The sequence below is a fragment of the Pseudomonas parakoreensis genome (assembly GCF_021602155.1).
Lineage (GTDB): Bacteria > Pseudomonadota > Gammaproteobacteria > Pseudomonadales > Pseudomonadaceae > Aquipseudomonas > Aquipseudomonas parakoreensis.
In genome coordinates this window covers 94,840-121,106 of record NZ_BQHY01000004.1, presented here as the reverse complement: position 1 = coordinate 121,106, position 26,267 = coordinate 94,840, and the positions used below count along the sequence as shown (strand labels likewise).

General features: G+C 61.2%; 24 protein-coding genes. 12 read left to right on the top strand and 12 right to left on the bottom strand.

What is annotated here, in order from left to right:
• Window positions 1-57 precede the first annotated feature (57 nt).
• A complete protein-coding gene (locus tag L6D63_RS07370; protein WP_131671343.1) occupies window positions 58-1,026 on the top strand; it encodes a sensor domain-containing diguanylate cyclase in 969 nt (322 codons plus the stop codon).
• A 122-nt stretch (window positions 1,027-1,148) separates the two neighbouring features.
• Here L6D63_RS07370 and L6D63_RS07365 read toward each other — a convergent pair whose 3' ends face one another.
• Window positions 1,149-1,574, bottom strand: a complete 426-nt coding sequence (locus L6D63_RS07365) for a VOC family protein (RefSeq protein ID WP_131671344.1) — start codon at window positions 1,572-1,574, stop codon at window positions 1,149-1,151.
• 113 nt (window positions 1,575-1,687) lie between these two features.
• Here L6D63_RS07365 and L6D63_RS07360 point away from each other — a divergent pair, with 113 nt between their 5' ends.
• Entirely contained in the window at window positions 1,688-2,551 is an 864-nt protein-coding gene (locus tag L6D63_RS07360; RefSeq protein WP_131671345.1) for a LysR family transcriptional regulator, read from the top strand.
• Window positions 2,552-2,594: 43 nt separating this feature from the next.
• On the opposite strand, the gene fabI is transcribed toward L6D63_RS07360, so the two are convergent.
• The 8 genes from fabI to gloB form a co-directional block, all read right to left on the bottom strand.
• Complete coding sequence (gene fabI, locus L6D63_RS07355; protein WP_003202751.1) at window positions 2,595-3,389, bottom strand: enoyl-ACP reductase FabI; 795 nt, start codon at window positions 3,387-3,389, stop codon at window positions 2,595-2,597.
• Window positions 3,390-3,408: 19 nt separating this feature from the next.
• Window positions 3,409-5,019 carry an ABC transporter ATP-binding protein gene (locus tag L6D63_RS07350; protein WP_131671346.1) on the bottom strand — a complete coding sequence of 537 codons (1,611 nt, stop codon included), beginning with the start codon at window positions 5,017-5,019 and terminating at the stop codon, window positions 3,409-3,411.
• Window position 5,020: 1 nt separating this feature from the next.
• Entirely contained in the window at window positions 5,021-6,040 is a 1,020-nt protein-coding gene (locus tag L6D63_RS07345; protein WP_131671347.1) for an ABC transporter permease, read from the bottom strand.
• Between the two features lies 1 nt (window position 6,041).
• On the bottom strand, window positions 6,042-7,115 hold the full coding sequence (locus tag L6D63_RS07340) for a microcin C ABC transporter permease YejB (protein ID WP_025109088.1): 1,074 nt from the start codon (window positions 7,113-7,115) through the stop codon (window positions 6,042-6,044).
• Window positions 7,116-7,119: 4 nt separating this feature from the next.
• Entirely contained in the window at window positions 7,120-8,961 is a 1,842-nt protein-coding gene (locus L6D63_RS07335; RefSeq protein ID WP_131671348.1) for an extracellular solute-binding protein, read from the bottom strand.
• Window positions 8,958-10,790, bottom strand: coding sequence for an extracellular solute-binding protein (locus tag L6D63_RS07330; protein ID WP_131671349.1), 1,833 nt, complete (start codon window positions 10,788-10,790; stop codon window positions 8,958-8,960). Before L6D63_RS07330 ends, L6D63_RS07335 begins: the two co-directional genes overlap by 4 nt.
• Window positions 10,791-11,078: 288 nt before the next feature.
• Entirely contained in the window at window positions 11,079-12,545 is a 1,467-nt protein-coding gene (locus tag L6D63_RS07325; protein WP_041067277.1) for a LysM peptidoglycan-binding domain-containing protein, read from the bottom strand.
• Window positions 12,546-12,644: 99 nt separating this feature from the next.
• Window positions 12,645-13,412: a hydroxyacylglutathione hydrolase gene (gene gloB / locus L6D63_RS07320; RefSeq protein WP_047293825.1), complete on the bottom strand. Its 768-nt coding sequence runs from the start codon at window positions 13,410-13,412 to the stop codon at window positions 12,645-12,647.
• A gap of 66 nt (window positions 13,413-13,478) precedes the next feature.
• Between gloB and L6D63_RS07315 the strand changes: the two genes are divergently transcribed.
• The 5 genes from L6D63_RS07315 to L6D63_RS07295 all read left to right on the top strand — a co-directional run bounded on the left by L6D63_RS07315 (window position 13,479) and on the right by L6D63_RS07295 (window position 18,850).
• Window positions 13,479-14,237 carry a methyltransferase domain-containing protein gene (locus L6D63_RS07315; RefSeq protein ID WP_047293705.1) on the top strand — a complete coding sequence of 253 codons (759 nt, stop codon included), beginning with the start codon at window positions 13,479-13,481 and terminating at the stop codon, window positions 14,235-14,237.
• Between the two features lie 91 nt (window positions 14,238-14,328).
• Window positions 14,329-14,790 (top strand): ribonuclease HI, encoded by a 462-nt coding sequence (gene rnhA / locus L6D63_RS07310; protein ID WP_003224162.1) that lies wholly within the window; start codon window positions 14,329-14,331, stop codon window positions 14,788-14,790.
• Window positions 14,791-15,017: 227 nt separating this feature from the next.
• Window positions 15,018-15,776 carry a DNA polymerase III subunit epsilon gene (dnaQ, locus tag L6D63_RS07305; protein WP_047293706.1) on the top strand — a complete coding sequence of 253 codons (759 nt, stop codon included), beginning with the start codon at window positions 15,018-15,020 and terminating at the stop codon, window positions 15,774-15,776.
• Window positions 15,777-15,965: 189 nt separating this feature from the next.
• Window positions 15,966-18,221, top strand: a complete 2,256-nt coding sequence (locus L6D63_RS07300; protein WP_121185929.1) for an Orn/Lys/Arg family decarboxylase — start codon at window positions 15,966-15,968, stop codon at window positions 18,219-18,221.
• Between the two features lie 14 nt (window positions 18,222-18,235).
• Entirely contained in the window at window positions 18,236-18,850 is a 615-nt protein-coding gene (locus L6D63_RS07295; protein ID WP_095668978.1) for a GNAT family N-acetyltransferase, read from the top strand.
• Here the strand turns inward: L6D63_RS07295 and L6D63_RS07290 are convergent.
• Both L6D63_RS07290 and L6D63_RS07285 read right to left on the bottom strand, forming a co-directional pair.
• Window positions 18,816-19,709 (bottom strand): LysR substrate-binding domain-containing protein, encoded by an 894-nt coding sequence (locus L6D63_RS07290; RefSeq protein WP_047293711.1) that lies wholly within the window; start codon window positions 19,707-19,709, stop codon window positions 18,816-18,818. The genes L6D63_RS07295 and L6D63_RS07290 overlap by 35 nt on opposite strands.
• A gap of 85 nt (window positions 19,710-19,794) precedes the next feature.
• A complete protein-coding gene (locus tag L6D63_RS07285; RefSeq protein WP_041067263.1) occupies window positions 19,795-20,031 on the bottom strand; it encodes a hypothetical protein in 237 nt (78 codons plus the stop codon).
• 183 nt (window positions 20,032-20,214) lie between these two features.
• Here L6D63_RS07285 and L6D63_RS07280 point away from each other — a divergent pair, with 183 nt between their 5' ends.
• Both L6D63_RS07280 and L6D63_RS07275 read left to right on the top strand, forming a co-directional pair.
• A complete protein-coding gene (locus L6D63_RS07280; protein ID WP_131671350.1) occupies window positions 20,215-20,772 on the top strand; it encodes an NADPH-dependent FMN reductase in 558 nt (185 codons plus the stop codon).
• Window positions 20,773-20,932: 160 nt separating this feature from the next.
• Entirely contained in the window at window positions 20,933-22,216 is a 1,284-nt protein-coding gene (locus L6D63_RS07275) for an arsenic transporter (protein WP_047293716.1), read from the top strand.
• Window positions 22,217-22,471: 255 nt separating this feature from the next.
• On the opposite strand, the gene L6D63_RS07270 is transcribed toward L6D63_RS07275, so the two are convergent.
• Window positions 22,472-23,422 carry a DUF1853 family protein gene (locus tag L6D63_RS07270; RefSeq protein ID WP_131671351.1) on the bottom strand — a complete coding sequence of 317 codons (951 nt, stop codon included), beginning with the start codon at window positions 23,420-23,422 and terminating at the stop codon, window positions 22,472-22,474.
• Window positions 23,423-23,537: 115 nt separating this feature from the next.
• Here L6D63_RS07270 and L6D63_RS07265 point away from each other — a divergent pair, with 115 nt between their 5' ends.
• Genes L6D63_RS07265 through L6D63_RS07255 form a run of 3 tightly spaced genes read left to right on the top strand, consistent with a single transcriptional unit; the run spans window position 23,538 to window position 26,265 of the window.
• Window positions 23,538-24,428, top strand: coding sequence for an NAD(+) kinase (locus L6D63_RS07265; protein ID WP_003224174.1), 891 nt, complete (start codon window positions 23,538-23,540; stop codon window positions 24,426-24,428).
• On the top strand, window positions 24,425-25,399 hold the full coding sequence (locus L6D63_RS07260; RefSeq protein WP_372241222.1) for a metallophosphoesterase: 975 nt from the start codon (window positions 24,425-24,427) through the stop codon (window positions 25,397-25,399). The genes L6D63_RS07265 and L6D63_RS07260 overlap by 4 nt, the downstream gene beginning before the upstream one ends.
• Window positions 25,396-26,265 (top strand): rhomboid family intramembrane serine protease, encoded by an 870-nt coding sequence (locus tag L6D63_RS07255; RefSeq protein WP_041067247.1) that lies wholly within the window; start codon window positions 25,396-25,398, stop codon window positions 26,263-26,265. Before L6D63_RS07260 ends, L6D63_RS07255 begins: the two co-directional genes overlap by 4 nt.
• The last annotated feature ends 2 nt before the right edge of the window (window positions 26,266-26,267 follow it).

Here is a 26,267-nt window from a genome sequence, read left to right as displayed (position 1 = left end):
GTGAGTCGCTGGCGATTCAAGCTACTCTAACGGTCGTTGACCCTGATGGAGTGCGTGATGCTGGCCCCGATCAAACCCGCCAATGAAGCTGTGCGAATCCAGGCATTGCACGGACTGAACGTCCTGGACTCTGCGCCCGAAGAGCGTTTCGACCGTTTGACGCGTCTGGCCAAACGGCTGTTCAACGTGCCGATTGCGTTGGTCACGCTGGTCGACAAGGATCGGCAATGGTTCAAGTCGTGCGTCGGCCTCGACGTCAACGAAACGCCACGGGATGTGTCGTTCTGTGGGCACGCGATTCTTCAGGATGAATTGCTGCTGGTGCCGGATGCCAAGCAAGACAAACGCTTTCATGACAATCCGCTGGTGACCGGCGAGCCGAACATCCGTTTTTACGCGGGCTACCCGCTGACCGTGCCCAACGGCAACAAGATGGGCACGCTGTGCCTGATCGACACCAGGCCGCGCGAGCTCGATGATGAAGAGCGCGGGCTGTTGCGCGATCTGGCCGGCATGGCCGAACAAGAGTTGATGGCGGTGCAGATGGCGAACATGGACGAGCTGACGCTGCTGTCCAACCGCCGTGGCTTCAAGGCGCTTGCTCAGTATGCGCTGGAGGCCTGCAAGCACCGGGACAAACCGGCGACGCTGCTGTTTTTCGATCTCAATGACTTCAAACACATCAATGATCACTATGGGCATGCCGAAGGCGACAGTGCGCTGAAGACCTTCGCCGACGTGCTGCGCATCGCTTTTCGCGAGAGCGACGTGGTCGGGCGCCTGGGCGGTGATGAGTTCGTGGCGCTGCTGACCGGCTCCAGTCACGTCGAAACCACGGCGATCATGGCGCGGCTCAAGGACATCCTCGACGAGCGCAATACGATGTTGCAACGCGGCTACGACATCCGCTTCAGCGTCGGCCAGATCGAATACGATCCGCAACAGCATGACACGGTGGATCGGCTGCTGGCCGATGCCGATAGCGCAATGTACGAACACAAGCAGCAATTGAAGCGCGGCCATTGAGGGCCTCATCGCTGGCAAGCCAGCTCCCACAGATTTCGCGGCTGCCCACACAATCCAGGGACTGCACGTAACCTTGTGGGCGCTGGCTTGCCAGCGATAGCGGCCGGTCAGACGCCACACTTTTATTTGGCAAACAACTGCCCGATATCCTTGAACGCCTTGAACTCCAGCGCATTGCCACACGGGTCGAACAGAAACATCGTCGCTTGTTCGCCCACCAGGCCCTGAAAGCGAATCCCCGGCTCAATCACAAACCGCGTGCCCAGCGATGTGAGGCGTTCGGCCAGCGCCTGCCATTGCGCCATCCCCAGCACCACTCCGAAATGCGGCACCGGCACGTCATGCCCGTCCACGGCATTGGTGTGGGCAGCTTCCTGTGCAGCGTTTTTCGGCGCCAGATGAATCACCAGTTGATGGCCGAAGAAGTTGAAGTCGACCCAGTGTGCGCTGGAACGACCTTCCTCCAGCCCGAAAACTTCGCGGTAAAAGTGCCGTGTGGCGGCCAGGTCATAGACGGGGATGGCCAGATGGAATGGGCTGAGTGACATAGGTGCGGTCTCGATCAACGGTTGGGGTGAGCTGAGTCTAGCGCTGTGCATTTCGATTGAAAGACGATAGTTTTTGCGCCGAGCTCAAATTATTTCGATCAATCGAGGTGTCCATGCTGCGTGAACTCAAGACCTTTCTGGCGGTGGCGCAGCACGGCACGTTTGCCGCGGCGGGTCTTCATGTCGGCCTGACGCAATCGGCGGTCAGCGCGCAGATCCGCAATCTGGAACAGACCCTCGGCGTAAGGCTGTTCGATCGCACCGGTCGGCAGGCGATCCTCAATCCGGCAGGGCAGCGCGCGGTGCCGATGGCGCAGGAAATGCTCGCCACCTTCAGCCGCATGGCGATCAGCGAAGACGCCAGCGAGTTTTGCGGCGAGCTGAGAATCGGCGCCGTGGCCACCGCGCAGACGGGGTTGTTGCCTCAGGCCTTGCTGCGCTTGCGCCAACAGGCGCCCGGCGTGGAGCCGAAACTGGTGCCTGGTGTGTCGCTGAACCTGCTGAGCCAAGTGGATGCAGGGCAGGTCGATCTGGCGGTCATGATCAAGCCGCCGTTCGAATTGCCCAAGGAGCTGTCAGCGCAGGTGATCCGACGCGAACCGTTCGTGCTGATCGTACCGCGCGGTGTCGAGGGCGATGATCCGCTGCAATTGCTCGCCGAGCATCCTCATGTGCGCTACGACCGTAACTCGTTCGGGGGGCGACTGGTGACGCGCTTTCTGCGTGAGCAGCGGATAGACGTCCACGTAGCGCTGGAGCTGGATGAGCTGGAAGCGATCGTTAAAATGGTCGAATGCGGGCTCGGGGTTTCGTTGCTGCCCATGGCTGGGCTGTGGCTGGAGCATCCGCTGAGGGTGAGAGTGATCGACCTGGGCGAGCTGAAGTTTTATCGGGAGATGGTGCTGTTGCAGCGTTACAGCCAGCGCAGCCAGCCGATTCAGCAGTTGTTCGCCCGTTGCCTGGCATCGCAGGCATGAAAAAGCCCGCCAATTGGCGGGCTTTTTATCGGCAGCGCGAAGATTACTCTTCGATGTTGCCCATGGCGGTGGTGTTGAAGCCGCCGTCCACGTACATGATTTCACCGCTGATGCCCGACGCCAGGTCGGAGCACAGGAAGGCGCCGGCGTTGCCGACTTCTTCGATGGTGACGTTGCGGCGCAGTGGAGTTTGCGCTTCGTTGGCGGCCAGCATCTTGCGGAAGTTCTTGATGCCGGAGGCGGCCAGGGTACGGATCGGGCCAGCCGATACGCAGTTGACGCGGGTGCCGTCCGGGCCCAGGGAACCGGCCAGGTAACGTACGCCAGCTTCCAGCGAAGCCTTGGCCATGCCCATCACGTTGTAGTTCGGCATGGTGCGCTCGGCGCCCAGGTACGACAGGGTCAGCAGGCTGCCGTTGCGGCCTTTCATCATTTCGCGGCCAGCCTTGGCCAGGGCCACGAAGCTGTAGGCGCTGATGTCGTGAGCGATGCGGAAACCTTCACGGGTGGTGGCTTCGGTGAAGTCGCCGTCCAGTTGGTCGCCCGGGGCGAAGCCGACGGAGTGCACGATGCAGTCCAGGCCGTCCCACTTCTTGCTCAGTTCTTCGAAGACCTTGGCGATTTCTTCATCGCTGGCCACGTCGCACGGGAAGCACAGCTCAGGGCTCGAACCCCAGCCCTGTGCGAACTCTTCAACGCGACCCTTGAGTTTGTCGTTCTGATAAGTGAAGGCAAGCTCAGCGCCCTCGCGATGCATGGCGGCAGCGATGCCGGATGCGATGGACAGCTTGCTGGCGACACCGACGATCAGTACGCGCTTACCGGCGAGAAAACCCATGTGTTGCTCCTCTTTCAGGTTATTGCGCAGTGGCTGGTGCCAGAAAAGCGGCTTCCAGCAACTGCTGTGTATACGAATGTTTGGGAGCGGCAAAGATGGCTTGCGCGTCTCCCTGTTCGACCACTTGGCCATGCTTGACCACCATCAGCTGGTGGCTCAGCGCTTTGACGACAGCCAGGTCATGGCTGATGAACAAATACGTCAGGTTGTACTTGGCTTGCAGTGAACGCAACAGCTCCACCACTTGCCGCTGCACCGTGCGGTCGAGCGCCGAAGTGGGCTCGTCCAGCAGGATCAGCGCCGGTTTCAGCACCAAGGCCCGGGCAATGGCGATACGTTGCCGTTGCCCGCCGGAAAATTCGTGGGGGTAGCGGTGCCGGGTTTCCGGATCCAGACCTACCTCCTTCAATGCCGCAATAATCGCCGCTTCCTGCTCGGTCGCGGTGCCCATCTTGTGAATCCGCAGGCCTTCGCCAACGATATCGCTGACGCACATTCGCGGGCTCAGGCTGCCGAACGGGTCCTGAAACACCACCTGCATCTCCCGCCGCAACGGGCGAACCTCGTTCTGCGTCAGGCAGTCTAGCTGCTTGCCCTCAAAGCGGATCGCGCCTTTGCTGCCGATCAGCCGCAAAATCGCCAGACCCAGCGTGGATTTGCCGGAACCGCTTTCCCCCACGATCCCCAGAGTCTGTCCCTGAGGCAGGCTGAAATTGATGCCGTCCACTGCCTTGACGTAATCCACCGTGCGCTTGAGCAGGCCTTTCTTGATCGGGAACCAGACTTTCAGGTTCTCGACTTCGAGCAGCGGCGCCCCGATTTTATTGGTCGCCGGGCCTCCGCTGGGCTCCGCGCCGAGCAATTCCCGAGTGTACGGATGCTGCGGCGAACGGAACAGCTCTGCGCACGATGCCTGTTCGACGATGCAACCGCGCTGCATGACACATACGCGATGCGCAATTCTTCGCACCAGGTTCAAATCATGACTGATCAGTAACAGCGACATGCCCAATCGAGCCTGAAGTTCCTTGAGCAAATCGAGGATTTTCAGCTGAACGGTCACGTCCAGTGCGGTGGTTGGCTCGTCAGCGATCAGCAGTTCCGGCTCGTTGGCCAGCGCCATGGCGATCATCACCCGCTGGCGCTGGCCGCCAGACAATTCGTGGGGCAGGGCCTTGAGACGTTTGTGCGGCTCGGGGATGCCGACCATCTCCAGCAGCTCCAGCGTGCGCTTGGTTGCGACTTTGCCGCTCAAGCCCTTGTGGATGCCCAACACCTCGTTGATCTGCTTCTCGATCGAGTGCAGGGGGTTGAGCGAGGTCATCGGCTCCTGAAAGATCATCGCGATGCGGTTGCCACGGATGTGGCGAATGGTCTTTTCGCTCAGGTCCAGCAGATTCTGCCCGGCATAGGTGATGCTGCCGGCCGGATGGCGGGCCAGCGGGTAGGGCAGCAGGCGCAGGATCGAGTGCGCGGTCACCGATTTGCCCGAGCCGGACTCGCCGACCAGCGCCAGGGTTTCGCCGCGCTTGATGTCGAAGCTCACGCCCTCGACCACCCGGTGCAGTCGCTCATTCATGCCGAACTCGACGGCGAGGTCGCGCACTTCGATCAGATTGTCCTGATTCATTTCACTTCCTCGGGTCGAAGGCATCGCGAGCGGACTCGCCGATAAACACCAGCAAACTCAACATCAGCGCCAGCACGGCAAACGCGCTGATGCCCAGCCACGGCGCCTGCAGGTTGGATTTGCCTTGGGCCACCAGTTCACCCAGCGACGGGCTGCCGGCCGGCAAGCCGAAGCCGAGGAAATCCAGCGCGGTGAGGGTGCCGATGGCGCCGGTGAGGATGAACGGCATGAAGGTCATGGTCGAGACCATCGCGTTGGGCAGAATGTGGCGGAACATGATCGCGCCGTTCTGCATGCCCAGCGCCCGCGCCGCACGCACGTATTCGAGGTTGCGCCCACGCAGGAACTCGGCACGCACCACGTCGACCAGGCTCATCCACGAAAACAGCAGCATGATCCCCAGCAGCCACCAGAAATTCGGCTGGACGAAACTGGCGAGGATGATCAGCAGGTACAGCACCGGCAGCCCCGACCAGATTTCCAGAAAGCGCTGCCCGGCCAGATCGACCCAGCCGCCATAAAAACCCTGCAACGCGCCGGCAATCACGCCGATGATCGAGCTGAGCACGGTCAGGGTCAGGGCGAACAGCACCGAGATGCGGAAGCCGTAAATCACCCGCGCCAGCACATCGCGGCCCTGATCGTCGGTGCCCAGCAGGTTGTCCGCCGAGGGCGGGGCCGGGGCCGAGACTTTCAGGTCGTAGTTGATGCTCTGGTAGCTGTAGGGAATCGGCGCCCACAACACCCATGCGTCCTTGGCCTTGAGCAGTTCGCGGATATACGGGCTCTTGTAGTTGGCTTCCAGCGGGAATTCGCCGCCGAAGGTGGTTTCCGGGTAGCGCTTGATCGCCGGGAAGTACCAGTGGTTGTCGTAATGCACCAGCAGCGGCTTGTCGTTGGCGATCAGCTCGGCGCCGAGGCTCAGGCCGAACAGAATCAGAAACAGCCACAGCGACCACCAGCCACGCTTGTTGGCTTTGAACAGTTCGAACCGGCGGCGGTTGAGCGGGGACAGGTTCATCTCAATGCTCCCGGCTGGCGAAGTCGATGCGCGGATCGACCAGGGTGTAGGTGAGGTCGCCGATCAGTTTCACCACCAGCCCCAGCAGGGTGAAGATGAACAGGGTGCCGAACACCACCGGGTAATCGCGGTTGATCGCCGCTTCGAAACTCATCAGGCCCAGGCCGTCGAGGGAGAAGATCACCTCCACCAGCAACGAGCCGGTGAAGAAGATGCCGATGAACGCCGACGGAAACCCGGCAATCACCAGCAGCATGGCGTTGCGGAACACGTGGCCGTAGAGCACGCGGTTGCGCGTCAGGCCCTTGGCCTTGGCGGTGACCACGTACTGCTTGTTGATCTCGTCGAGGAAGCTGTTTTTGGTCAGCAGGGTCATGGTCGCGAAGTTGCCGATCACCAGCGCCGTCACCGGCAGCGCCAGGTGCCAGAAGTAGTCGAGAACCTTGCCGCCCAGGCTCAGCTCATCGAAGTTGTTCGAAGTCAGGCCGCGCAACGGGAACCAGTCCAGATAACTGCCGCCGGCAAACACCACGATCAGCAGAATCGCGAACAGGAATGCCGGGATCGCGTAGCCGATGATGATCGCCGAACTGGTCCACACGTCGAAGTGGCTGCCGTGCCGCGTGGCCTTGGCGATCCCCAGCGGGATCGACACCAGGTACATGATCAGTGTGCTCCACAGCCCGAGCGAGATCGATACCGGCATCTTCTCCTTGATCAGGTCGATGACCTTGGCGTCGCGGAAGAAGCTGTCGCCGAAATCCAGCTTCGCGTAGTTCTTGACCATGATCCACAAGCGTTCCGGGGCCGATTTGTCGAAGCCGTACATGTGCTCGATTTCCTTGATCAGCGCCGGGTCCAGGCCTTGCGCGCCGCGATAGGCGGAGCCGGCCACCGAGACTTCGGCGCCGCCACCGGCGATGCGGCTGGTGGCGCCTTCGAAGCCTTCAAGCTTGGCGATCATCTGCTCCACCGGGCCGCCTGGCGCGGCCTGGATGATGACGAAGTTGATCAGCAGGATGCCGAACAGGGTCGGGATGATCAGCAGCAGTCGCCGAAAAATATACGCCAGCATCTGATTACTCCGTGCCCACAGGGTCGGCTTGCAGTTTGGTTTCGACTTCTATGGCGGGTTTCGCGTCAGGCTTGACCCACCAGGTGTTAATCCCGATGTCGTATTTGGGCGAGACTTTCGGGTGACCGATGTGGTTCCAGTAAGCCACGCGCCAGGTCTTGATGTGCCAGTTGGGGACTACGTAGTAACCCCATTGCAGGACCCGATCCAGCGCCCGCGCATGGGCCACCAGGCTGCTGCGTGAATCGGCGTTGATCAGGCTTTCCACCAGTTGATCGACGATCGGATCCTTCAGGCCCATGGTGTTGCGGCTGCTCGGTTTGTCGGCGGCGGCGCTCATCCAGAATTCTCGTTGCTCGTTACCCGGCGAGTTGGATTGCGGGAAGCTGCCGACCATCATGTCGAAGTCCCGCGAGCGCACGCGGTTGATGTATTGCGAAACGTCGACACGGCGGATCACCAGATCGATGCCGAGGTCGGCCAGATTGCGTTTGAACGGCAGCAGCACGCGTTCGAATTCGGTCTGTGCAAGGAGGAACTCGATGACCACCGGTTTGCCGCTGGCGTCGACCATTTTGTCGTCGACAATCTTCCAGCCGGCCTCTTGCAGCAGTTGATAGGCCTCGCGCTGCTGGGCGCGGATCATGCCGCTGGCGTCGGTCTTGGGGTTCTCGAAGGCTTCGCTGAACACCTGCGCCGGCAGTTTGCTGCGAAACGGTTCGAGGATCGCCCGTTGTTCGGCGTCGGGCAGGCCGGTGGCGGCCATTTCCGAGTTCTCGAAATAGCTGCGGGTGCGGAAGTAGGCACCGTTGAACAGCTGTTTGTTGGTCCACTCGAAATCGAACAGCAGACCGAGCGCCTGGCGCACCCGCACATCCTGAAACACCGGACGGCGCAAATTGAAAACGAAGCCCTGCATGCCGGTCGGGTTGCTGTTGGCGATCTGTTCCTTGATCAGCCGGCCTTCGGTGACCGCCGGAATGTTGTAGGCGTTGGCCCAGTTCTTCGCGGTCATTTCCAGCCAGTAATCGAACTGCCCGGCCTTCAGCGCTTCGACGGCGACGGTGTTGTCGCGGTAGTAATCGGTGGTCATCACGTCGAAGTTGTAGAACCCGCGATTGACCGGCAAATCCTTGCCCCAATAGTCCTTGACCCGCTCATAGCGCACCGAGCGCCCGGCCTTCACTTCGGCGACCTTGTACGGGCCGCTGCCCAGCGGGATTTCCAGATTGCCCTTGGTGAAATCGCGATTGGCCCACCAGTGTTTCGGCAGCACCGGCAACTGGCCGAGGATCAGCGGCAACTCGCGATTGTTGGTGTGCTTGAACTTGAACAGCACCTTGAGCGGGTCTTCGGCGATCACCTCATCGACGTCGCTGTAGTAGCCGCGAAACAGCGGCGAACCGTCTTTGGTCAGGGTCTGGAAACTGAATACCACGTCTTCGGCGCGCACCGGATGGCCGTCATGAAAGCGCGCTTCCGGACGCAGGTAGAAACGCACCCAGCTGTTGTCCGGGGCTTTCTCGATCTTCGCAGCGATCAGGCCGTACTCGGTGAACGGCTCGTCGAGGCTGTGCTTGGTCAGGGTGTCGTAGATCTGCCCGACATCATCGGCCGGCACGCCTTTACTGATGAACGGATTGAGGCTGTCGAAGCCGCCGAACCCGGCCTGGCGGAAGATCCCGCCCTTGGGTGCATCGGGGTTCACGTAATCGAACTGTTTGAAGTCCGCCGGGTATTTCGGCGGTTCGTTGTACAGGGTCACCGCGTGTTGCGGGGCGGCAATCGCCAGCCCGGCGAACAGCAGACCGCTGGCCTGCAGGAGCAGGGCACGGATGGGGGTCATTTATTGTTCTCCGAAGATTTCAGCCACCACGCGCTCAGGCCCAGGGTGTAGGGCGGCGTGGTGACGAAAGCCAACCGGTTGCGGTAGGCCAGTCGGTGATAATTGAGGTACCAGTTGGGAATGCTGTAGTGCTGCCACAGCAGCACGCGGTCCAGCGCCTTGCCGGCGGCGACCTGTTCGTCGCGGGTTTGCGCGGCGAGCAATTGTTCGAGCAGGTGATCGACCACGGGGTTGGCGATGCCGGCGTAATTCTTGCTGCCCTTGACCCCGACCTGACTGGAATGGAAGTACTGCCACTGCTCCAGGCCCGGGCTGAGGGTCTGGTTGAGGGTCATCAGGATCATGTCGAAATCGAATTGATCCAGACGCTGTTTGTACTGGGCGCGATCCACCGTGCGCAGGCGCGCGTCGATGCCGATGCTGTTGAGGTTTTCGATGTACGGCTGCAGGATCCGCTCAAGGTTCGGATTGACCAGCAACAGTTCGAAGCTCAGCGGCTGCCCGGCAGCGTTTTGCAGGCGCTGGCCGTTGAGCTTCCAGCCGGCCTCGGCGAGCAGGGTCAGGGCCTTGCGCATGGTTTCTCGCGGGATGCCACGGCCATCGGTTTGCGGCAAGGTGAACGGCTCGGTGAACAGCTTCGCCGGTAACTGATCTTTATACGGCTTGAGCATCAGCCATTCGTGCCCGACCGGCAGGCCGCTGGCGCTGAATTCGCTGTTGGGGTAGTAACTGGTGGTGCGTTTGTAGGCGTCGCTGAACAGCGCGCGGTTGGTCCACTCGAAGTCGAACATCAGGCCCAGCGCTTCGCGCACCTTGACGTCGCTGAAGGTCGCGCGTCGGGTGTTCATGAACAGGCCCTGGCTCTGGGTCGGGATCTGATGCGCGATCTGCGCCTTGATCACGTCGCCACGGCGCACCGCCGGGAAGTTGTAGCCATTGGCCCAGTTCTTCGCCTGATGCTCGATGTAGATATCGAATTCACCGGCCTTGAACGCTTCGAAGGCCACGTCGCTGTCGCGGTAAAACTCGACTTCCATGCGATCAAAATTGTACTTGCCGCGATTGACCGGCAGGTCCTTGCCCCAGTAATCCTTGACCCGCTCGAAGATCAGCTGCCGCCCCGGCGTCACCGAGGTGATGCGATACGGCCCGCTGCCCAGCGGTGGATCGAAGGTGGTGGCCTTGAAGTCGCGATCTTTCCAGTAATGCTGTGGCAGCACCGGCAGCTCACCGAGGCGCAGAATCAATAACGGATTGCCCGAGCGTTTCATCACGAAACGAATGCGCTGCGGGTTGAGGATGTCGACCCGCGAGACTTCCTGCAGGGCGGTGCGGTACAGCGGATGGCCGTCCTTGAGCAGCAAACGATAGGAGAACGCCACGTCGTAGGCGGTGATCGGTGTGCCATCGTGGAAACGTGCTTCCGGGCGCAGATTGAACACCACCCAACTGCGATCTTCGCTGTATTCCACCGATTGCGCGATCAGGCCATAGCTCGATGCCGGCTCGTCGCCGGACGGCGAATACTGGCCGGTGCCGACCATCAGCGGCTCGTTCAGCTCATTGATGCCGTACTGCAGGAAATTCGGCGTGGTGACCGGGCTGGTGCCCTTGAAGGTGTACGGGTTGACCGTATCGAAGGTGCCGAACGCCATCACCCGCAACGTACCGCCCTTGGGCGCTTGCGGGTTGACCCAGTCGAAGTGGGTAAATCTGGCCGGGTACTTGAGCGTGCCGAACTGCGCATAACCGTGACTCTCGGTAATCGTCGCGCTTGCGGGTGAGCTCAAGGCCAGGCTGATCAGGAGCAGGAGGAGGGGACGCTTCAAGTCAGATCCGATCCAGGCGGCTTGGGCTTTGTGGGCCGTACAGTAACAGCTTGTCTGGACAGGAAAAAGATGCGGGTTAATGGGCTGTTAATCGGCGTGCAATTCTCACCCGGTTTGCATTGTAGCGAGGGGATTTATCCCCGATGGACTGCGCAGCAGTCCCCGTGGTTTTTGGAAGGCAGGGGCCGCTTCGCGCCCCATCGGGGATAAATCCCCTCACCACAAGGAATCCATCGGGGACAATAATTCGGGCAATAAAAAAAGCCCCTGAATTTCAGGGGCTCTTTGTCAGTGCGGCTGGTAAACCGTGAGCATCTGCCCAGGCTTGAGGGCCTTGCCGGCGCCCGGGTTCCAGCGCTTGAGATGCTGCATCTCGACGTTGAAACGCTTGGCCACCACGTACAGGGTGTCGCCACGCTTGACCTTGTACTGGGTCTGCTGCTGGTTGTCGGCCTTGCCTTTGGTCTTGCTGTTGGCTGCAATCACCGTGTTGATCCGGCCACTGTTACGAGCCGGGGCGCGCTTGGTGGTGTCCTGCATCACCAGGGTCTGGCCGACCTTGAGGTTCTTGCCGGTCAGCTTGTTCCAGCGCTGCAGGTCCTTGACTTCGACCTTGTTGGCCTTGGCGATGGAACCGAGGTTGTCACCGCGTTTGACCCGATAGGCGCGTTTGAGCTTTGCCACCTCGGTCGGGTCGGCACCGTCGAATACCGGTTTCAGCGAACGGGGACTGATCAGTTCTTCAGGCCGCATGGTCTGCAGGCTGGCGGTCAGCAGTTGCGCCTTGGACGTCGGCACCAGCAGATGCTGCGGGCCGTCGATGGTGGTGCGTTGCTTGAAGGCCGGGTTGAGCTGGAACAGTTCGTCTTCGTCGATGTTGGCCACCGCCGCGACCTTCGACAGGTCCATGCGCTGGTTGATTTCGACGACCTGGAAATACGGTTCGTTGGCGATCGGGTTGAGGTTCACCCCGTAGGCTTCCGGGGCCAGCACCACTTGCGACAGGGCCAGCAGTTTCGGCACGTACGCCTGGGTTTCCGCCGGCAACGACGACAGGTTCCAGTAGTCGGTCGGCAGGCCGAGCTTCTCGTTGCGCTCGATGGCACGGCTCACCGTGCCTTCACCGGCGTTGTAGGCCGCCAGGGCCAGCAGCCAGTCGCCGTTGAACATGTCGTGCAGACGGGTCAGGTAGTCCATCGCTGCGGTGGTCGAGGCGGTGATATCGCGACGGCCGTCATAAAAACGGGTCTGGCGCAGGTTGTAGTAGCGACCGGTGGACGGAATGAATTGCCACAGCCCCGAGGCGTCGGCGCGCGAGTAGGCCATCGGGTTGTAGGCGCTCTCGATCACTGGCAGCAGGGCCAGTTCCAGCGGCATGTTGCGCTCTTCGAGACGCTCGACGATGTAATGAATGTAGAGACTGCCGCGTTCGCCGGCATTCTCGAGGAAAGAAGGGTTGCTGGCGAACCACAGGCGCTGTTGCTCGATGCGCGGGTTGACGCCCAGGCCGTCCTGCAGCTGGAAACCACCGCGCATGCGCTCCCAGATGTCCTGAGGCACCTGCGGGCTGGGCTTTTCGCTCAGCCAGATCGGTTTCTGCTTGGCTCGCGCAGCAATGTTCGGCGTATGGGTCGCTTCAGTCTGCGGAGCATGGCTGGAACAGCCCGCCAATGTGGCGGACACAGCCACCGCGATGGCTTGGGCCAGGCGGGTCAACGTGTCTGAATTGACGGACTTACGTATGGATGACGACATTGGCTGGAAGTAAGTTCCGGGCAAAAATGTCGGGCGATTCTAGAAAGCGCACCCCCTGCGGTCAACCATTCAGAATTTTTGTACCAGGGGGCGAGTCACTTAGAATTTATCTTTCCACGCCCGCAGAGCCGCAAAAACCTCACTCGGCGCCCGGTTTTGAGCGCCTGCCCGTTCGTCCACTTTTTGTGTAACTAATGTTTCAGAGGTGCGCAGAAACGGATTGGTGAGCTTTTCCAGGGCCAGGGTCGACGGCAGGGTCATCACGCCTTTTTCCCGTTGTTGAGTGACTTTTTCCAGACGGGCGGCAATGTCCGGGTTGCCCGGTTCGACCGCGGCGGCAAACTTCAGGTTGCTCAGGGTGTATTCATGGGTGCAATACACCAGCGTATCCTCGGGTAACGCGGCGAGGCGGCTGAGCGAGTGGTGCATCTGTTGCGGCGTGCCTTCGAACAGGCGCCCGCAACCGGCGGCGAACAGGGTGTCACCGCAAAACAGCAGGCCGTGGTGGTAATAAGCAATGTGGCCGAGGGTGTGACCGGGCACCGCATAGACATCGAAGTCCCAGCCGAGGACGCTGACCGTGTCGTTGTCCTTGAGCGCCACATCGCGCCCCGGGATGTTTTCGCTGGCCGGGCCGTAGACTGTGGCGCCGCTCGCGGCTTTCAGGCGTTCGACGCCGCCGACGTGGTCGTGGTGGTGATGGGTGATCAGAATGTCGCTCAGCACCCAGCCCGGGTGTACGGCGAGCCAGGCCTGCACCGGCGCGGCATCGCCCGGATCGACCACGGCGCAGCGCTGGGTGCGGTGATCCTGTAACAACCAGATGTAGTTGTCGGTGAACGCGGGCAGGGCACTGATCTGTATCATCGTCGGAATTCGCCAAGCGGAAAACATTGGCGCATCTTAGAGCTTCTAGCGGCGTTGGAGAATGACATGACCGATAAAGCGTTCGCTCAGGCCGATCCCGACTGGCTGGCGTTGATCGGCGCGGCCCGTGAATGGCTCGCCGGCCCGCTCGGGCAATTTCTGCTGGATGAAGAACGACGCATGCTCGAAGACGAGTTGGGGCGGTTCTTCGGCGGCTATCTGGTGCATTACGGGCCATCGGCGCAGACCCCGCCGTCGGCGCCACAGGTGCAGCGCAACGTGCGGCTTGGCGCGCCATTGCCGGGGGTCGAGATCGTCTGCGAGGAACAGGCCTGGCCGTTGAGCGAGCACGCCGCCGACGTGGTGGTGTTGCAGCACGGTCTGGATTTCTGCCTGTCGCCCCACGGATTGCTGCGTGAAGCGGCGAGCAGCGTACGCCCCGGCGGGCATCTGCTGATCATCGGCATCAATCCCTGGAGCACCTGGGGCCTGCGCCATGTGTTCGCCCACGACGCCTTGCGCCAGGCGCGCTGCATCTCGCCGTCGCGGGTTGCCGACTGGCTCAACCTGCTGGGCTTTGCGCTGGAGAAACGCCGCTTCGGGTGCTATCGTCCGCCGCTCGCGTCGCCCAAGTGGCAGGCCCGACTGGCCGGCTGGGAACGCAAGGCCGGCGACTGGCAACTGTCGGGCGGTGGCTTCTATTTATTGGTCGCGCGCAAGATCGTGGTTGGCCTGCGACCGTTGCGTCAGGAACGTCGCGAGCCGATGGGCAAGCTGATTCCGCTGCCGATGGCCAAGGTCAACCGCCGTCGGATCGAACCGTAAACCTTCTTTTTATAGTGGCCGGACCTGCTCCGGCCGCGGCCATCGTCGATCCGCGATTGACGGGGCCAGGCATTTATCTGGATAGCGTGGCATGAGCGAAAGCGTCGATAGCGTAGAACTGTTCACCGACGGCGCCTGCAAGGGCAACCCCGGCCCGGGCGGCTGGGGTGCCTTGCTGGTGTGCAAGGGCGTGGAAAAGGAACTGTGGGGCGGCGAAGCCAACACCACCAACAACCGTATGGAACTGCTCGGCGCCATCCGTGGCCTTGAAGCCCTGAAGCGTCCTTGCGAAGTGCTGCTGGTGACCGACTCGCAGTACGTGATGAAAGGCATCAACGAGTGGATGGCCAACTGGAAGAAACGCGGCTGGAAAACGGCCGCGAAAGAGCCGGTGAAAAACGCCGACCTGTGGAAAGAGCTGGATGAGCAGGTCAACCGCCACAAGGTCACCTGGAAGTGGGTGCGCGGGCACATTGGTCATCACGGGAACGAACGGGCTGACCAATTGGCCAACCGTGGGGTAGATGAAGTGCGCGGCTACAAGCAGAGCTGATTGCCAGCAGGCTCACTCCTGCCATCTGGAATGCATTCCCCTGTAGGAGCTGCCGCAGGCTGCGATCTTTTGATTTTGTTTTTTCGAAAGCAAGATCAAAAGATCGCAGCCTGCGGCAGCTCCTACAGGGTTATCGGCGCCGATCAAGCGGTGGTGGGCGACGCGCACCGTGAGCGTGTTAACATCGCCGCTTTTGCACGATTGACCCCGTTGAGAACTGAACACTGATGGCCACCAGATCCGTTGTACTCGATACCGAAACCACCGGCATGCCGGTGACCGATGGTCACCGGATCATTGAAATCGGCTGTGTCGAACTGATCGGTCGGCGCCTGACGGGCCGGCACTTTCACGTTTACCTGCAACCGGACCGCGAGAGTGATGAAGGGGCGATCGGCGTTCACGGCATCACCAACGAATTCCTCGTCGGCAAACCGCGTTTCGCCGAAGTCGCCGACGAGTTCTTCGAGTTCATCAATGGTGCGCAGCTGATCATCCATAACGCGGCGTTCGACGTTGGCTTCATCAACAACGAATTCGCCTTGATGGGCCAGCACGATCGTGCGGACATCACGCAGCACTGCACCATTCTCGACACCCTGATGATGGCGCGGGAACGTCACCCGGGGCAGCGCAACAGCCTCGACGCCTTGTGCAAGCGTTATGGCGTCGACAACTCCGGCCGTGAACTGCACGGCGCTTTGCTCGACTCGGAGATTCTCGCCGACGTCTACCTGACCATGACCGGTGGCCAGACCAGCCTGTCGCTGGCCGGCAACGCTTCCGACGGCAATGGCACAGGTGAGGGCGCGGACAACTCCGCCACCGAAATCCGTCGTCTGCCGGCGAATCGTCAGCCTGCGCGGATCATCCGGGCGACGGAAGACGAGCTGGCGGAGCACCTGGCGCGGCTCGAGATCATCGCCAAGTCGGCCGGTGGCCCGGCGCTGTGGACGCAGATCGCCGAGGCTGACGCTCAGGCCTGAAAGATCAAAAGATCGCAGCCTTCGGCAGCTCCTACATTGGAATGCGATCCCTGTAGGAGCTGCCGAAGGCTGCGATCTTTTGCTTTTGGCTGAGTGAAGCCAACTGGCCACCCTCGCCACTTTCGCTGCAACCCTCTACCCTGAGTGCATTGGCAGACATTGATCCGCCGCCTCGGGACACTGAGCCTCATGTACAAAGATTTGAAGTTTCCGGTGTTGATCGTCCACCGCGACATCAAGGCCGACACGGTCGCCGGCGAGCGTATCCGGGGCATCGCCCGGGAGTTGGAGCAGGAAGGTTTCAAGATCGTTTCGGCCATCGACTACACCGAAGGGCGGTTGGTGGCGTCAACCCATCATGGTCTGGCGTGCATGCTCATCGCTGCCGAAGACGCCAGCACCAATTCCCATCTGTTACAAAACATGGCCGAACTGATCGGTCTGGCGCGGGTTCGGGCTCCGGATCTGCCGATCTTTGCCCTCGGCGAACAGGTCACCCTGGAAAACGCCCCCGCCGATGCGATGGCCGAACTCAATCAGTTGCGCGGCATTCTCTATCTGTTCGAAGACACGGTGCCGTTTCTCGCCCGGCAAGTGGCGCGGGCGGCGCGCAAATACCTGGATGGCCTGCTGCCGCCTTTTTTCAAGGCGCTGGTGCAGCACACCGCCGACTCCAACTATTCCTGGCACACCCCCGGGCATGGCGGTGGCGTGGCCTACCACAAGAGTCCGGTGGGGCAGGCGTTTCACCAGTTCTTTGGCGAAAACACCCTGCGTTCGGATTTGTCGGTGTCGGTGCCGGAGCTTGGTTCGCTGCTCGATCACACCGGTCCGTTGGCTGAAGCCGAAGAGCGCGCGGCGCGCAACTTTGGCGCCGATCACACGTTTTTCGTGATCAATGGCACCTCGACTGCCAACAAGATCGTCTGGCACTCGATGGTCGGTCGGGATGATCTGGTGCTGGTCGATCGCAACTGCCACAAGTCGGTGCTGCACGCGATCATCATGACCGGCGCGATCCCGTTGTATCTGTGCCCGGAGCGCAATGAACTGGGGATCATTGGTCCAATTCCGCTGAGCGAATTCAGTCGCGAATCGATCCAGGCCAAGATCGACGCCAGCCCGCTGACCAGGGGCCGCGCGCCGAAAGTCAAACTGGCGGTGGTGACCAACTCGACTTACGACGGCCTGTGCTACAACGCCGAGCTGATCAAGCAGAGCCTGGGCAATAGCGTTGAAGTGCTGCATTTCGATGAAGCCTGGTACGCCTATGCGGCGTTTCACGAGTTCTTCGCCGGGCGTTATGGCATGGCCACCTCGCGCACAGAAGACAGCCCACTCGTGTTCACTACACATTCCACGCACAAGCTGCTCGCTGCGTTCAGCCAGGCCTCGATGATTCACGTACAGGACGGTGGTGCGCGGCAACTGGACCGTGATCGTTTCAACGAAGCGTTCATGATGCACATCTCGACCTCGCCGCAATACAGCATCATCGCCTCGCTGGACGTGGCCTCGGCCATGATGGAAGGCCCGGCCGGGCGCTCGCTGTTGCAGGAAACCTTCGATGAGGCGCTGAGTTTCCGCCGGGCGCTGGCCAATCTGCGCCAGCACATTGCGGCGGATGACTGGTGGTTTTCGATCTGGCAGCCGCCCGGCGTCGAAGGCATCGACCGGGTGCAGACCGAAGACTGGCTGCTGCAGCCGGACGCCGACTGGCATGGCTTCGGTGAAGTCAGCGACGACTACGTGCTGCTCGACCCGATCAAAGTGACCCTGGTCATGCCTGGATTGAATGCCGGCGGCGCGCTGAGCGAGAAGGGCATCCCGGCGGCGGTGGTCAGCAAATTCCTCTGGGAGCGCGGATTGGTGGTGGAAAAGACCGGGCTGTATTCGTTCCTGGTGTTGTTCTCGATGGGCATTACCAAAGGCAAGTGGAGCACGCTGCTCACCGAGTTGCTCGAATTCAAACGCAGCTACGACGCCAACGTCAGTCTGGCGAGCTGCCTGCCTTGCGTGGCGCAGCAAGACACCGCGCGCTATCGCGGCATGGGCCTGCGTGACCTGTGCGATCAACTGCACGCCTGTTACCGCAGCAACGCCACGGCCAAGCATCTGAAACGCATGTACACGGTGTTGCCGGAAATCGCCATGAAACCGGCCCACGCCTACGATCAACTGGTGCGCGGCGAGGTCGAGGCGGTGCCGATCGATGAGCTGGAAGGACGGGTCGCGGCGGTGATGCTGGTGCCGTATCCACCAGGGATTCCGTTGATCATGCCCGGCGAGCGCTTCACCGAGGCAACCCGCTCGATCATCGACTACCTGAAATTTGCCCGCACGTTCGATAGCAGCTTTCCCGGTTTTGTCGCTGATGTGCATGGACTGCAACATGAAGATGAAGGCAATGGACGGCAGTACACCGTCGATTGCGTCAAGGAATGAGGACTTTTCCGAGTATGCAACCGGTCATGAATCCAAAATACCCAGGACTGTCGGTGCGCGTCGCCGACGATGGTTTTGCGACGTACATCTGGGGCAGCGACTTCAGTTTCGAGGTGGCTGCGTATGGCGCGGCAGTCATTGGCCAGCCGGTCGAGCGCTGGGCGGTGACGCCGATCGTGCCGTACCGCAAGTGCTACGGCATCGATCCTGAAGAGTTCAGCAGCTATCGCGACGCCGCCGACAGCGCGATTTTCATGGCGTATCTGGACGACGAACCGGTCGGCCATCTGGTGATCAGCACCAACTGGAACGGTTTTGCCCACATCGATGAATTGGCGGTGCACGCACCGGCGCGCCGCCATGGCGTCGCCAAGGCGTTGCTGGATGTCGCGCAGTTCTGGAGTCGCAAGAAGAAGCTGCCGGGGATCATGCTCGAGACGCAGAACAACAACCTCGGTGCCTGTCGTTTGTACGAACGTTGTGGCTACGAGATTGGCGGTATCGACCATTTGCGTTATCGCGGGATAGACCCGAATACCGCCGAAATTGCGCTGTTCTGGTATCGACTGTTCGACAACCCGCTGGAAAACCCGCTCAGCTCGCCAGCATCGCCTCGGCTTGTTCCGTGACGATCGCCAACAGCGTTTGAATTGCAGCCGGCGTGGCGCTGTGTCGGTAGCTCAGCGCATACAGGCTGATCGGCACCGCCGGTGACAACGGGCAGACGTCCAGGCCGCCCGCCCGTGCACCGAGCGCAGTGAACGGGTCGACGATGGCCAGGCCTTCGCCGGCCTCGACCATGCTGCGCATCATCTGATGGGTTTGCACCCGGGTCTGGATGCTCGGCGCCGGGCGCAGGGCCTGGAGTTTGTTCTCCAATGCCGGGCTCAGCGGGTCGTGGCCTTCGAGGCCGACCATCGCCTGGCCGGCGAGATCCTGAAGGGAAATGTACTTCTGCTTCGGTTGCAGCCAGCCGTGCGGCGCGAGCAGTTGCAGCTTGCCGTGGGCCAATGGCTGGCAGTGGATGTCGGGGTGTTCCGGATCGTGCAGGCTCAGGCCCAGATCGCTTTCGCGCAGCAGCAGGCTGCGAACGATGTCGCACGTGGGCGAGCTGAGCAAGCGGCAGGGCGCGTCGGGCAAACGTCGGCGCAACAGCGCGATGCTTTGCGGCAACAGCAGTTGCGCCAGCGGCGGGGTGCCGATGATGCGCAGGGGCGGAGCGAGGTATTGCTTGAGGCTGCTGGCCAGACGCTGCACCGGCTCCAGCGCCTGATAGACGTGAGCGATTTCCACCTGCAGCGCCCGCGCTTCGGGCGTTGATTGCAATCGACCGCGCACGCTGGCGAACAGCATGAACCCCAACTCGCTCTCGGCTTCGCGCAAACGCTCTTCGACGTCAGTCACCGGGAGCTGCAGCCATTCGGCGGCGGTGCCCAGGTGACCAGTCTGCAAGAGCGCCTGAATCACTTCGATATGACGTAAACGCATGCGTGAAGTCCATGTTCAGCAGGTGGGGTCAGTGGCTGAATCCTACCCCAAGTCTGCGCACATGACTTCTGCTCATAACGCGCGGTTATTGAGCAACGGTTGGCTCGGGTTCGCGGATCAGGGTGATGTCCGACTGAACCAGCAAAAACTCATTGTCGCTGAGCTTCTTGACTCGATCGCCAATCGCCAGTTTGTAGGTGGTGACAGGCTCCATGCCGGTGAAACCGTCTGCCGACGGGGTGGATTCCTGGAACTCATGCACGGAATAAACGCGGCCTTCCGCATCTCTTGCATGGAACTGACCGACGAGTACTGCTGCCATCTGCTTAGAACCTCTGGAGATAAAACGCTTGATTTGCGGCTTGGTAGACCGTCATCAAGCCCTGTAAGTTTTCCTGCAGGAAAAAAATAATCAGCGCGGAGGAATTTATTGCGCACGCTGGTGAAACGGTCATCGAATCATCTATAACTACTGGCTCTTCCCACGGACAGTCGAGAGTCTTCCATGAGCAATGTCTACAACGTCGCTGTAGTCGTCGGCAGCCTGCGCAAAGCATCGATCAACCGCAAAGTGGCGCTGGCACTGGCCGAGCTGGCACCGGCGAACCTGAAACTGAAGATTGTCGAAATTGGCGATCTGCCGCTTTACAACGAAGACATCGACGGCGATTCACCGCCGGCAGCCTACAGCACTTTCCGCCAGCAGGTGGGCTCTTCCGACGCGGTGCTGTTTGTCACCCCGGAATATAACCGCTCGGTGCCGGCGCCTTTGAAGAATGCGATTGACGTGGGCTCACGGCCTTATGGCAAAAGTGTCTGGAGCGGCAAGCCGGGAGCGGTGATCAGCGTGTCGCCGGGGGCCATTGGCGGTTTTGGTGCCAACCAGCACCTGCGCCAGTCTTTCGTGTTTCTCGATGTGCCGTGCATGCAGCAGCCGGAAGCGTACCTGGGCGGTGCGGGTTCAGCGTTTGACGAGGCGGGCAAATTGAGCGAGTCGGTCAAGCCGTTCCTGCAAAATTTCATCAATGCGTATGGGGAATTTGTGGAACAACACAAAAAATAATCGGGTCAGAGCTGCGGCTTGAGAAAATCCTGTGGGAGCGAGCCTGCTCGCGAAAGGGTCATCAGCCACACCTCGTGGTGACTGACAGTCCGCTTTCGCGAGCAGGCTCGCTCCCACAGTTGTGTGGTTTGGTTTATTTCATTCATTAAGGCTGTCGCGAATGCTCGCTGCGTCACTGATCTTCCTGCTGACCATCACCCTTGTCATCTGGCAACCCAAAGGCCTCGGCGTCGGCTGGAGCGCGACGCTCGGCGCCGTACTCGCATTGATCTTCGGCGTCGTGCACCTGAGCGATATTCCGCTGGTGTGGCAGATCATCTGGAACGCCACCGGCACCTTCGTCGCACTGATCATCATCAGTCTGTTGCTCGACGAAGCGGGATTCTTCGCCTGGGCCGCGCTGCATGTGGCGCGCTGGGGGCGGGGCAGTGGGCGCAAGCTGTTTGCCTACATGGTGCTGCTCGGCGCGCTGGTGTCGGCGCTGTTCGCCAATGATGGCGCGGCACTGATCCTCACGCCGATCGTGATTTCGATGCTGCTGGCACTGCGCTTTTCTCCGGCGGCAACCCTCGCGTTCGTCATGGGCGCCGGTTTCATCGCCGACACCGCGAGCCTGCCGCTGGTGGTGTCGAACCTGGTCAACATTGTTTCGGCGGACTTCTTTCACATCGGCTTCAACCGCTATGCGGCGGTGATGGTACCGGTCAACTTCGTCAGCGTGGCCGCGACCCTGGGCGTGCTGATGTGGTTTTTCCGCCGCGACATCCCCAAGGCCTACGATCCCGAACAGCTCGAACAGCCGCACACGGCGATCCACGACAAGGCCACGTTCTACGCTGGTTGGGTGGTGCTGGTGATCCTGTTGATCGGCTGCTTCTTCCTCGAACAGCTGGGCATCCCGATCAGCGCGATCTCCGCAGTCTGCGCTGCGTTGCTGCTGGGGATCGCTGCCCGTGGTCACAAGATCTCCACGCGCAAGGTGCTCAAAGAAGCGCCGTGGCAGATCGTGATTTTCTCGCTGGGCATGTACCTGGTGGTCTATGGTCTGCGTAATGCCGGGCTGACCGGGTATCTCGCTGGATGGCTGGATGTGTTCGCCGGTTATGGCGTGTGGGGCGCGGCGCTGGGCACCGGGGTACTGACAGCGCTGTTGTCGTCGATCATGAACAACCTGCCGACGGTACTGATCGGTTTGCTGTCAATTGATGCCAGCCAGGCGAGCGGTGTGGTCAAGGAAGCGATGATTTATGCCAACGTGATCGGCAGCGACCTGGGGCCGAAAATTACCCCGATCGGCAGTCTGGCGACGTTGCTCTGGTTGCATGTACTGGCGCGCAAGGATATCCGGATCGGCTGGGGGTATTACTTCAAGGTCGGGATTGTGCTGACGGTGCCGGTGTTGTTGATGACCTTGGCGGCTTTGGCGTTGCGGTTATCCCTTTAGACCGAGTTGATCCCATCGCTGGCAAGCCAGCTCCCACAGGTTTTGTGATGCGGCTCAGAAAGTGAGCACACAGAAGATCGCTGGCAAGCCAGCTCCCACAGGTTTTGTGGTGCGGCTCAGAAAGTGAGCACACAGAAGATCGCTGGCAAGCCAGCTCCCACAGGTTTTGTGATGCGGCTCAGAAAGTGAGCACACAGTAGATCCCTGTGGGAGCTGGCTTGCCAGCGATGGGGCCGGTGCAAACACCGCAAAATCTCAAGCCTGGCCCGGCACATTCGGCCAGAGATCCGCCACCAGAAACAACCGCTCCGCCTCTTCCCATTCGCCCCGGGCATTCTCGGTCAGGCGCACCATCAGTTGCGCCGGAGCCATCGGTTCCAGGGTGTCCAGCCACCTCTGCAGGTGTTCAGCGCTCCAGGTCTGATCTGCCGGGTAGCGTGCCGGCGCCAGCCACGCATGGCGGGGCAGCGGTTGCCAGCGTCCGGCCGGGCGCTGGGCGACGAACGCCGGCCAGTCCTTCTGATGCAACCAACTGCCGCGCAGATGCTGCGGATGCGCCCCTTTCGGCGGCTCGGCATGACCGGGCCACGGGTACAACAGGTAGCCGCCCAGCCACAACTGCGCACTGAACACTTCGATATCCAGCGTGGCCAGTGCCGCACGGCTTTCCGGGCGCGCCGAGATCGGCAGCTGGTGTTCGGCCAGATGCGCCAGTTTGCGGTCCAGTCGATCATGACAACCCGGCCCCAGCCATTGCGCCGCGTCGTGGCCGTCACCGTGCTGCGGCCCCAGGTACAACTTGATCGCCAGCTCCAGGTGATGCACGCCGTCGCGGTCGCGCAGCAGCATGTCCAGTTCACCGAGGGTGTGGCCTTCGCGGCGGATCGGCAGGTTGGCGGCAATCAGTTCAATGCCCGGCGCATGCTCCACGGCAAACTGCCACAACCGCTCGTAATACAGGCCCAGTCGCCGGGTGCGCGCCTGCGCCAGCCAATGCAGCAAGCCATAACTGTCCCGGTCAAGTTGCCGCAGCCACTGCTCCAGGCGCGCGGGATCGCTGACCCAGTCGCTGCCGGCCAGCGGATGGCGTTGCGGCCAAGGCGTCGCCGCGAGCATCGGCGGGGCGAGAATCACCCACGCCAGATCCCGCACTTCGGGATGGCGTAATTGATGTGGCAACAGGAGCAGGTCGGGAAACAGGATCATCTTGCGAGCATAGCCTGAAACACGCGCGCACCCTTGAGGCTGAAAGGATTTTGTCTATGGCGGGCTTTCGCCCATAATCGTGCTTTTCGCGTTTTCGATTGTCCGCAGAGGTCCCATGGAGCAATTTCGTAATATCGGCATCATCGGTCGCCTGGGCAGTTCCCAGGTGCTGGATACCGTCCGCCGACTGAAACGCTTTCTGCTCGATCGTCACCTGCACGTGATTCTCGAAGACACCATCGCCGAAGTCCTGCCGGGCCACGGCCTGCAAACCTCGTCGCGCAAGATGCTCGGCGAAGTCTGCGACATGGTCATCGTCGTCGGCGGTGACGGCAGTTTGCTCGGAGCTGCACGCGCATTGGCCAAGCACAATATTCCAGTGCTGGGGATCAACCGTGGCAGCCTCGGCTTTCTGACGGATATTCGCCCCGATGAGCTGGAAGTCGAAGTGGCCAAGGTGCTCGACGGCCACTATCTGGTGGAAAACCGTTTCCTGCTGCAAGCCGAAGTCCGCCGCCACGCCGAGGCCATCGGCCAGGGCGATGCGCTGAACGATGTGGTGCTGCACCCGGGTAAATCGACGCGGATGATCGAGTTCGAGCTGTACATCGACGGCCAGTTCGTCTGCAGCCAGAAGGCCGACGGTCTGATCGTCGCCACCCCGACCGGTTCCACCGCTTACGCGTTGTCGGCGGGTGGCCCGATCATGCATCCCAAGCTCGACGCCATTGTGATCGTGCCGATGTACCCCCATATGTTGTCGAGCCGGCCAATTGTGGTCGATGGCAACAGTGAGCTGAAAATCGTCGTGTCGAAAAACATGCAGATCTACCCGCAGGTTTCCTGCGACGGGCAGAACCACTTCACTTGCGCGCCGGGCGACACCATCACCGTCAGCAAGAAAGCCCAGAAGCTGCGGCTGATTCATCCGCTCGACCACAATTACTACGAAGTCTGCCGGACCAAACTCGGCTGGGGCAGCAAGTTGGGTGGTGGAGGCGACTGATGCTCGATCCCGCGCGCAGTTATGACTTGATTGGTGACGTGCACGGATGCGCCCTGACCCTCGAACACTTGCTTGACCGCCTCGGTTATCACAAGCAGGGCGGGGTCTGGCGGCACCCATCGCGCATGGCCGTGTTCGTCGGCGACATCATCGACCGTGGCCCGCGGATCCGCGAAGCCCTGCACATCGTCCACGACATGGTCGAGGCCGGGCAGGCGCTGTGCATCATGGGCAATCACGAATTCAACGCACTGGGCTGGAGCACGCCGGCGCTGCCGGGCAGCGGCAAGCAGTTCGTGCGCGAACACACGCCGCGTCATGCACGCCTGCTGCACGAAACCCTGACCCAGTTCGAAGACCATCCGGGCGACTGGCATGACTTCCTCAACTGGTTCTACGAACTGCCGCTGGTGGTCGATGCCGGACGATTCCGCGTGGTGCACGCCTGTTGGGATGCCAGCCTGATCGAACCGTTGCGCGGTCTGTTCCCCGATGCGCGTATCGACGAGCACTTTCTCCAGGCCTCGGCCGTGCCCGGCAGCTTCGCCTGCACCGTGTTCGACCGCTTGCTGCGCGGCACCGACATGCGCCTGCCGGATGGCCTGACCATGACCAGTGGCGACGGTCTGGTGCGTTCGTTCTTCCGTACCAAGTTCTGGGAAGACGATCCGAAAACCTACGGCGACATTGTCTTCCAGCCGGATGCACTGCCTGAGCCGGTGGCGCAGAAACCGCTGACCTCCAGTGAAAAAAACAACCTGCTGCGCTACGGCATCGACGAGCCGTTGTTGTTCGTCGGCCATTACTGGCGCAGCGGCAAACCGGCGCCGATCCGCCCGAATCTCGCGTGTCTCGATTACAGCGCGGTGCTCTACGGCAAACTGGTGGCCTATCGTCTGGATCAGGAAACACGCCTGGATCCGCATAAATTTGTCTGGGTCGATGTCGAGCGGCCGGAGGTGCTGCAATGAGTGCGGTAGCGGTATTGCGTCTGCCACTGGCGGTGGATTTGAGTGGTTTCGTCAAGCTGCTGCAACGGATGCAGGTGCCGCATCGGGTCAGTGAAGAGGCGGGCGAGCAGGTGCTGTGGGCGCCAGCGGAAATCAGCGAAGACGTACGTTCGCTGTACGAGCGCTTCCCGGCCGGCGATCCCGATCAGCAACTGGACATCCCGCTGGCGCCAACCTTCAAGCGCCCGAGCTTCGCCGAACAACTCAAACACGCCAAGGCCACCGGGTTGATCCTGCTGCTGAGCCTGCTGGTCGGTGGCCTGACCTATCTGGGCGACAACCTCGAAACGATCCGCTGGCTGACTTTCCTCGACTTTCGCGTGGTCGGCGAGTACATCCAGTTCACGCCGCTGGCCGACAGCCTGGCGGCGGGGCAGTGGTGGCGCCTGTTCACGCCGATGCTGCTGCATTTCGGCATCCTGCACCTGGCCATGAACGGCATGTGGTACTGGGAGCTGGGGCGGCGCATCGAGTCACGTCAGGGCAGCATCAATCTGCTCGGGCTGACCCTGCTGTTCAGCCTGGTGTCGAACTACGCGCAGTTTGCCTGGAGCGGCCCGAGCCTGTTCGGCGGCTTGTCCGGCGTGCTTTACGGACTGCTTGGCCACTGCTGGATTTTCCAGTTGCTGGCGCCGAACCCGGCGTATCGCCTGCCGCGTGGGGTGCTGGTGATGATGCTGGTGTGGCTGGTGATCTGCATGTCCGGGCTGGTTTCGATGATCGGTTTCGGTCAGATCGCCAACGCCGCGCACGTCAGCGGGTTACTCATCGGATGCTTCACCGGTTTGTTGGGCGGTTTGTATAACCGCCGTAAACTGGCCGCCTAACA

Bases quoted from the DNA above. Each gene is read 5' to 3' on its own strand.
- L6D63_RS07370 (WP_131671343.1), top strand. From the start codon at position 58: ATGCTGGCCCCGATCAAACCCGCCAATGAAGCTGTGCGAATCCAGGCA.
- L6D63_RS07365 (WP_131671344.1), bottom strand. From the start codon at position 1,574: ATGTCACTCAGCCCATTCCATCTGGCCATCCCCGTCTATGACCTGGCC.
- L6D63_RS07360 (WP_131671345.1), top strand. From the start codon at position 1,688: ATGCTGCGTGAACTCAAGACCTTTCTGGCGGTGGCGCAGCACGGCACG.
- fabI (WP_003202751.1), bottom strand. From the start codon at position 3,389: ATGGGTTTTCTCGCCGGTAAGCGCGTACTGATCGTCGGTGTCGCCAGC.
- L6D63_RS07350 (WP_131671346.1), bottom strand. From the start codon at position 5,019: ATGAATCAGGACAATCTGATCGAAGTGCGCGACCTCGCCGTCGAGTTC.
- L6D63_RS07345 (WP_131671347.1), bottom strand. From the start codon at position 6,040: ATGAACCTGTCCCCGCTCAACCGCCGCCGGTTCGAACTGTTCAAAGCC.
- L6D63_RS07340 (WP_025109088.1), bottom strand. From the start codon at position 7,115: ATGCTGGCGTATATTTTTCGGCGACTGCTGCTGATCATCCCGACCCTG.
- L6D63_RS07335 (WP_131671348.1), bottom strand. From the start codon at position 8,961: ATGACCCCCATCCGTGCCCTGCTCCTGCAGGCCAGCGGTCTGCTGTTC.
- L6D63_RS07325 (WP_041067277.1), bottom strand. From the start codon at position 12,545: ATGTCGTCATCCATACGTAAGTCCGTCAATTCAGACACGTTGACCCGC.
- gloB (WP_047293825.1), bottom strand. From the start codon at position 13,412: ATGATACAGATCAGTGCCCTGCCCGCGTTCACCGACAACTACATCTGG.
- L6D63_RS07315 (WP_047293705.1), top strand. From the start codon at position 13,479: ATGACCGATAAAGCGTTCGCTCAGGCCGATCCCGACTGGCTGGCGTTG.
- rnhA (WP_003224162.1), top strand. From the start codon at position 14,329: ATGAGCGAAAGCGTCGATAGCGTAGAACTGTTCACCGACGGCGCCTGC.
- dnaQ (WP_047293706.1), top strand. From the start codon at position 15,018: ATGGCCACCAGATCCGTTGTACTCGATACCGAAACCACCGGCATGCCG.
- L6D63_RS07300 (WP_121185929.1), top strand. From the start codon at position 15,966: ATGTACAAAGATTTGAAGTTTCCGGTGTTGATCGTCCACCGCGACATC.
- L6D63_RS07295 (WP_095668978.1), top strand. From the start codon at position 18,236: ATGCAACCGGTCATGAATCCAAAATACCCAGGACTGTCGGTGCGCGTC.
- L6D63_RS07290 (WP_047293711.1), bottom strand. From the start codon at position 19,709: ATGCGTTTACGTCATATCGAAGTGATTCAGGCGCTCTTGCAGACTGGT.
- L6D63_RS07285 (WP_041067263.1), bottom strand. From the start codon at position 20,031: ATGGCAGCAGTACTCGTCGGTCAGTTCCATGCAAGAGATGCGGAAGGC.
- L6D63_RS07280 (WP_131671350.1), top strand. From the start codon at position 20,215: ATGAGCAATGTCTACAACGTCGCTGTAGTCGTCGGCAGCCTGCGCAAA.
- L6D63_RS07275 (WP_047293716.1), top strand. From the start codon at position 20,933: ATGCTCGCTGCGTCACTGATCTTCCTGCTGACCATCACCCTTGTCATC.
- L6D63_RS07270 (WP_131671351.1), bottom strand. From the start codon at position 23,422: ATGATCCTGTTTCCCGACCTGCTCCTGTTGCCACATCAATTACGCCAT.
- L6D63_RS07265 (WP_003224174.1), top strand. From the start codon at position 23,538: ATGGAGCAATTTCGTAATATCGGCATCATCGGTCGCCTGGGCAGTTCC.
- L6D63_RS07255 (WP_041067247.1), top strand. From the start codon at position 25,396: ATGAGTGCGGTAGCGGTATTGCGTCTGCCACTGGCGGTGGATTTGAGT.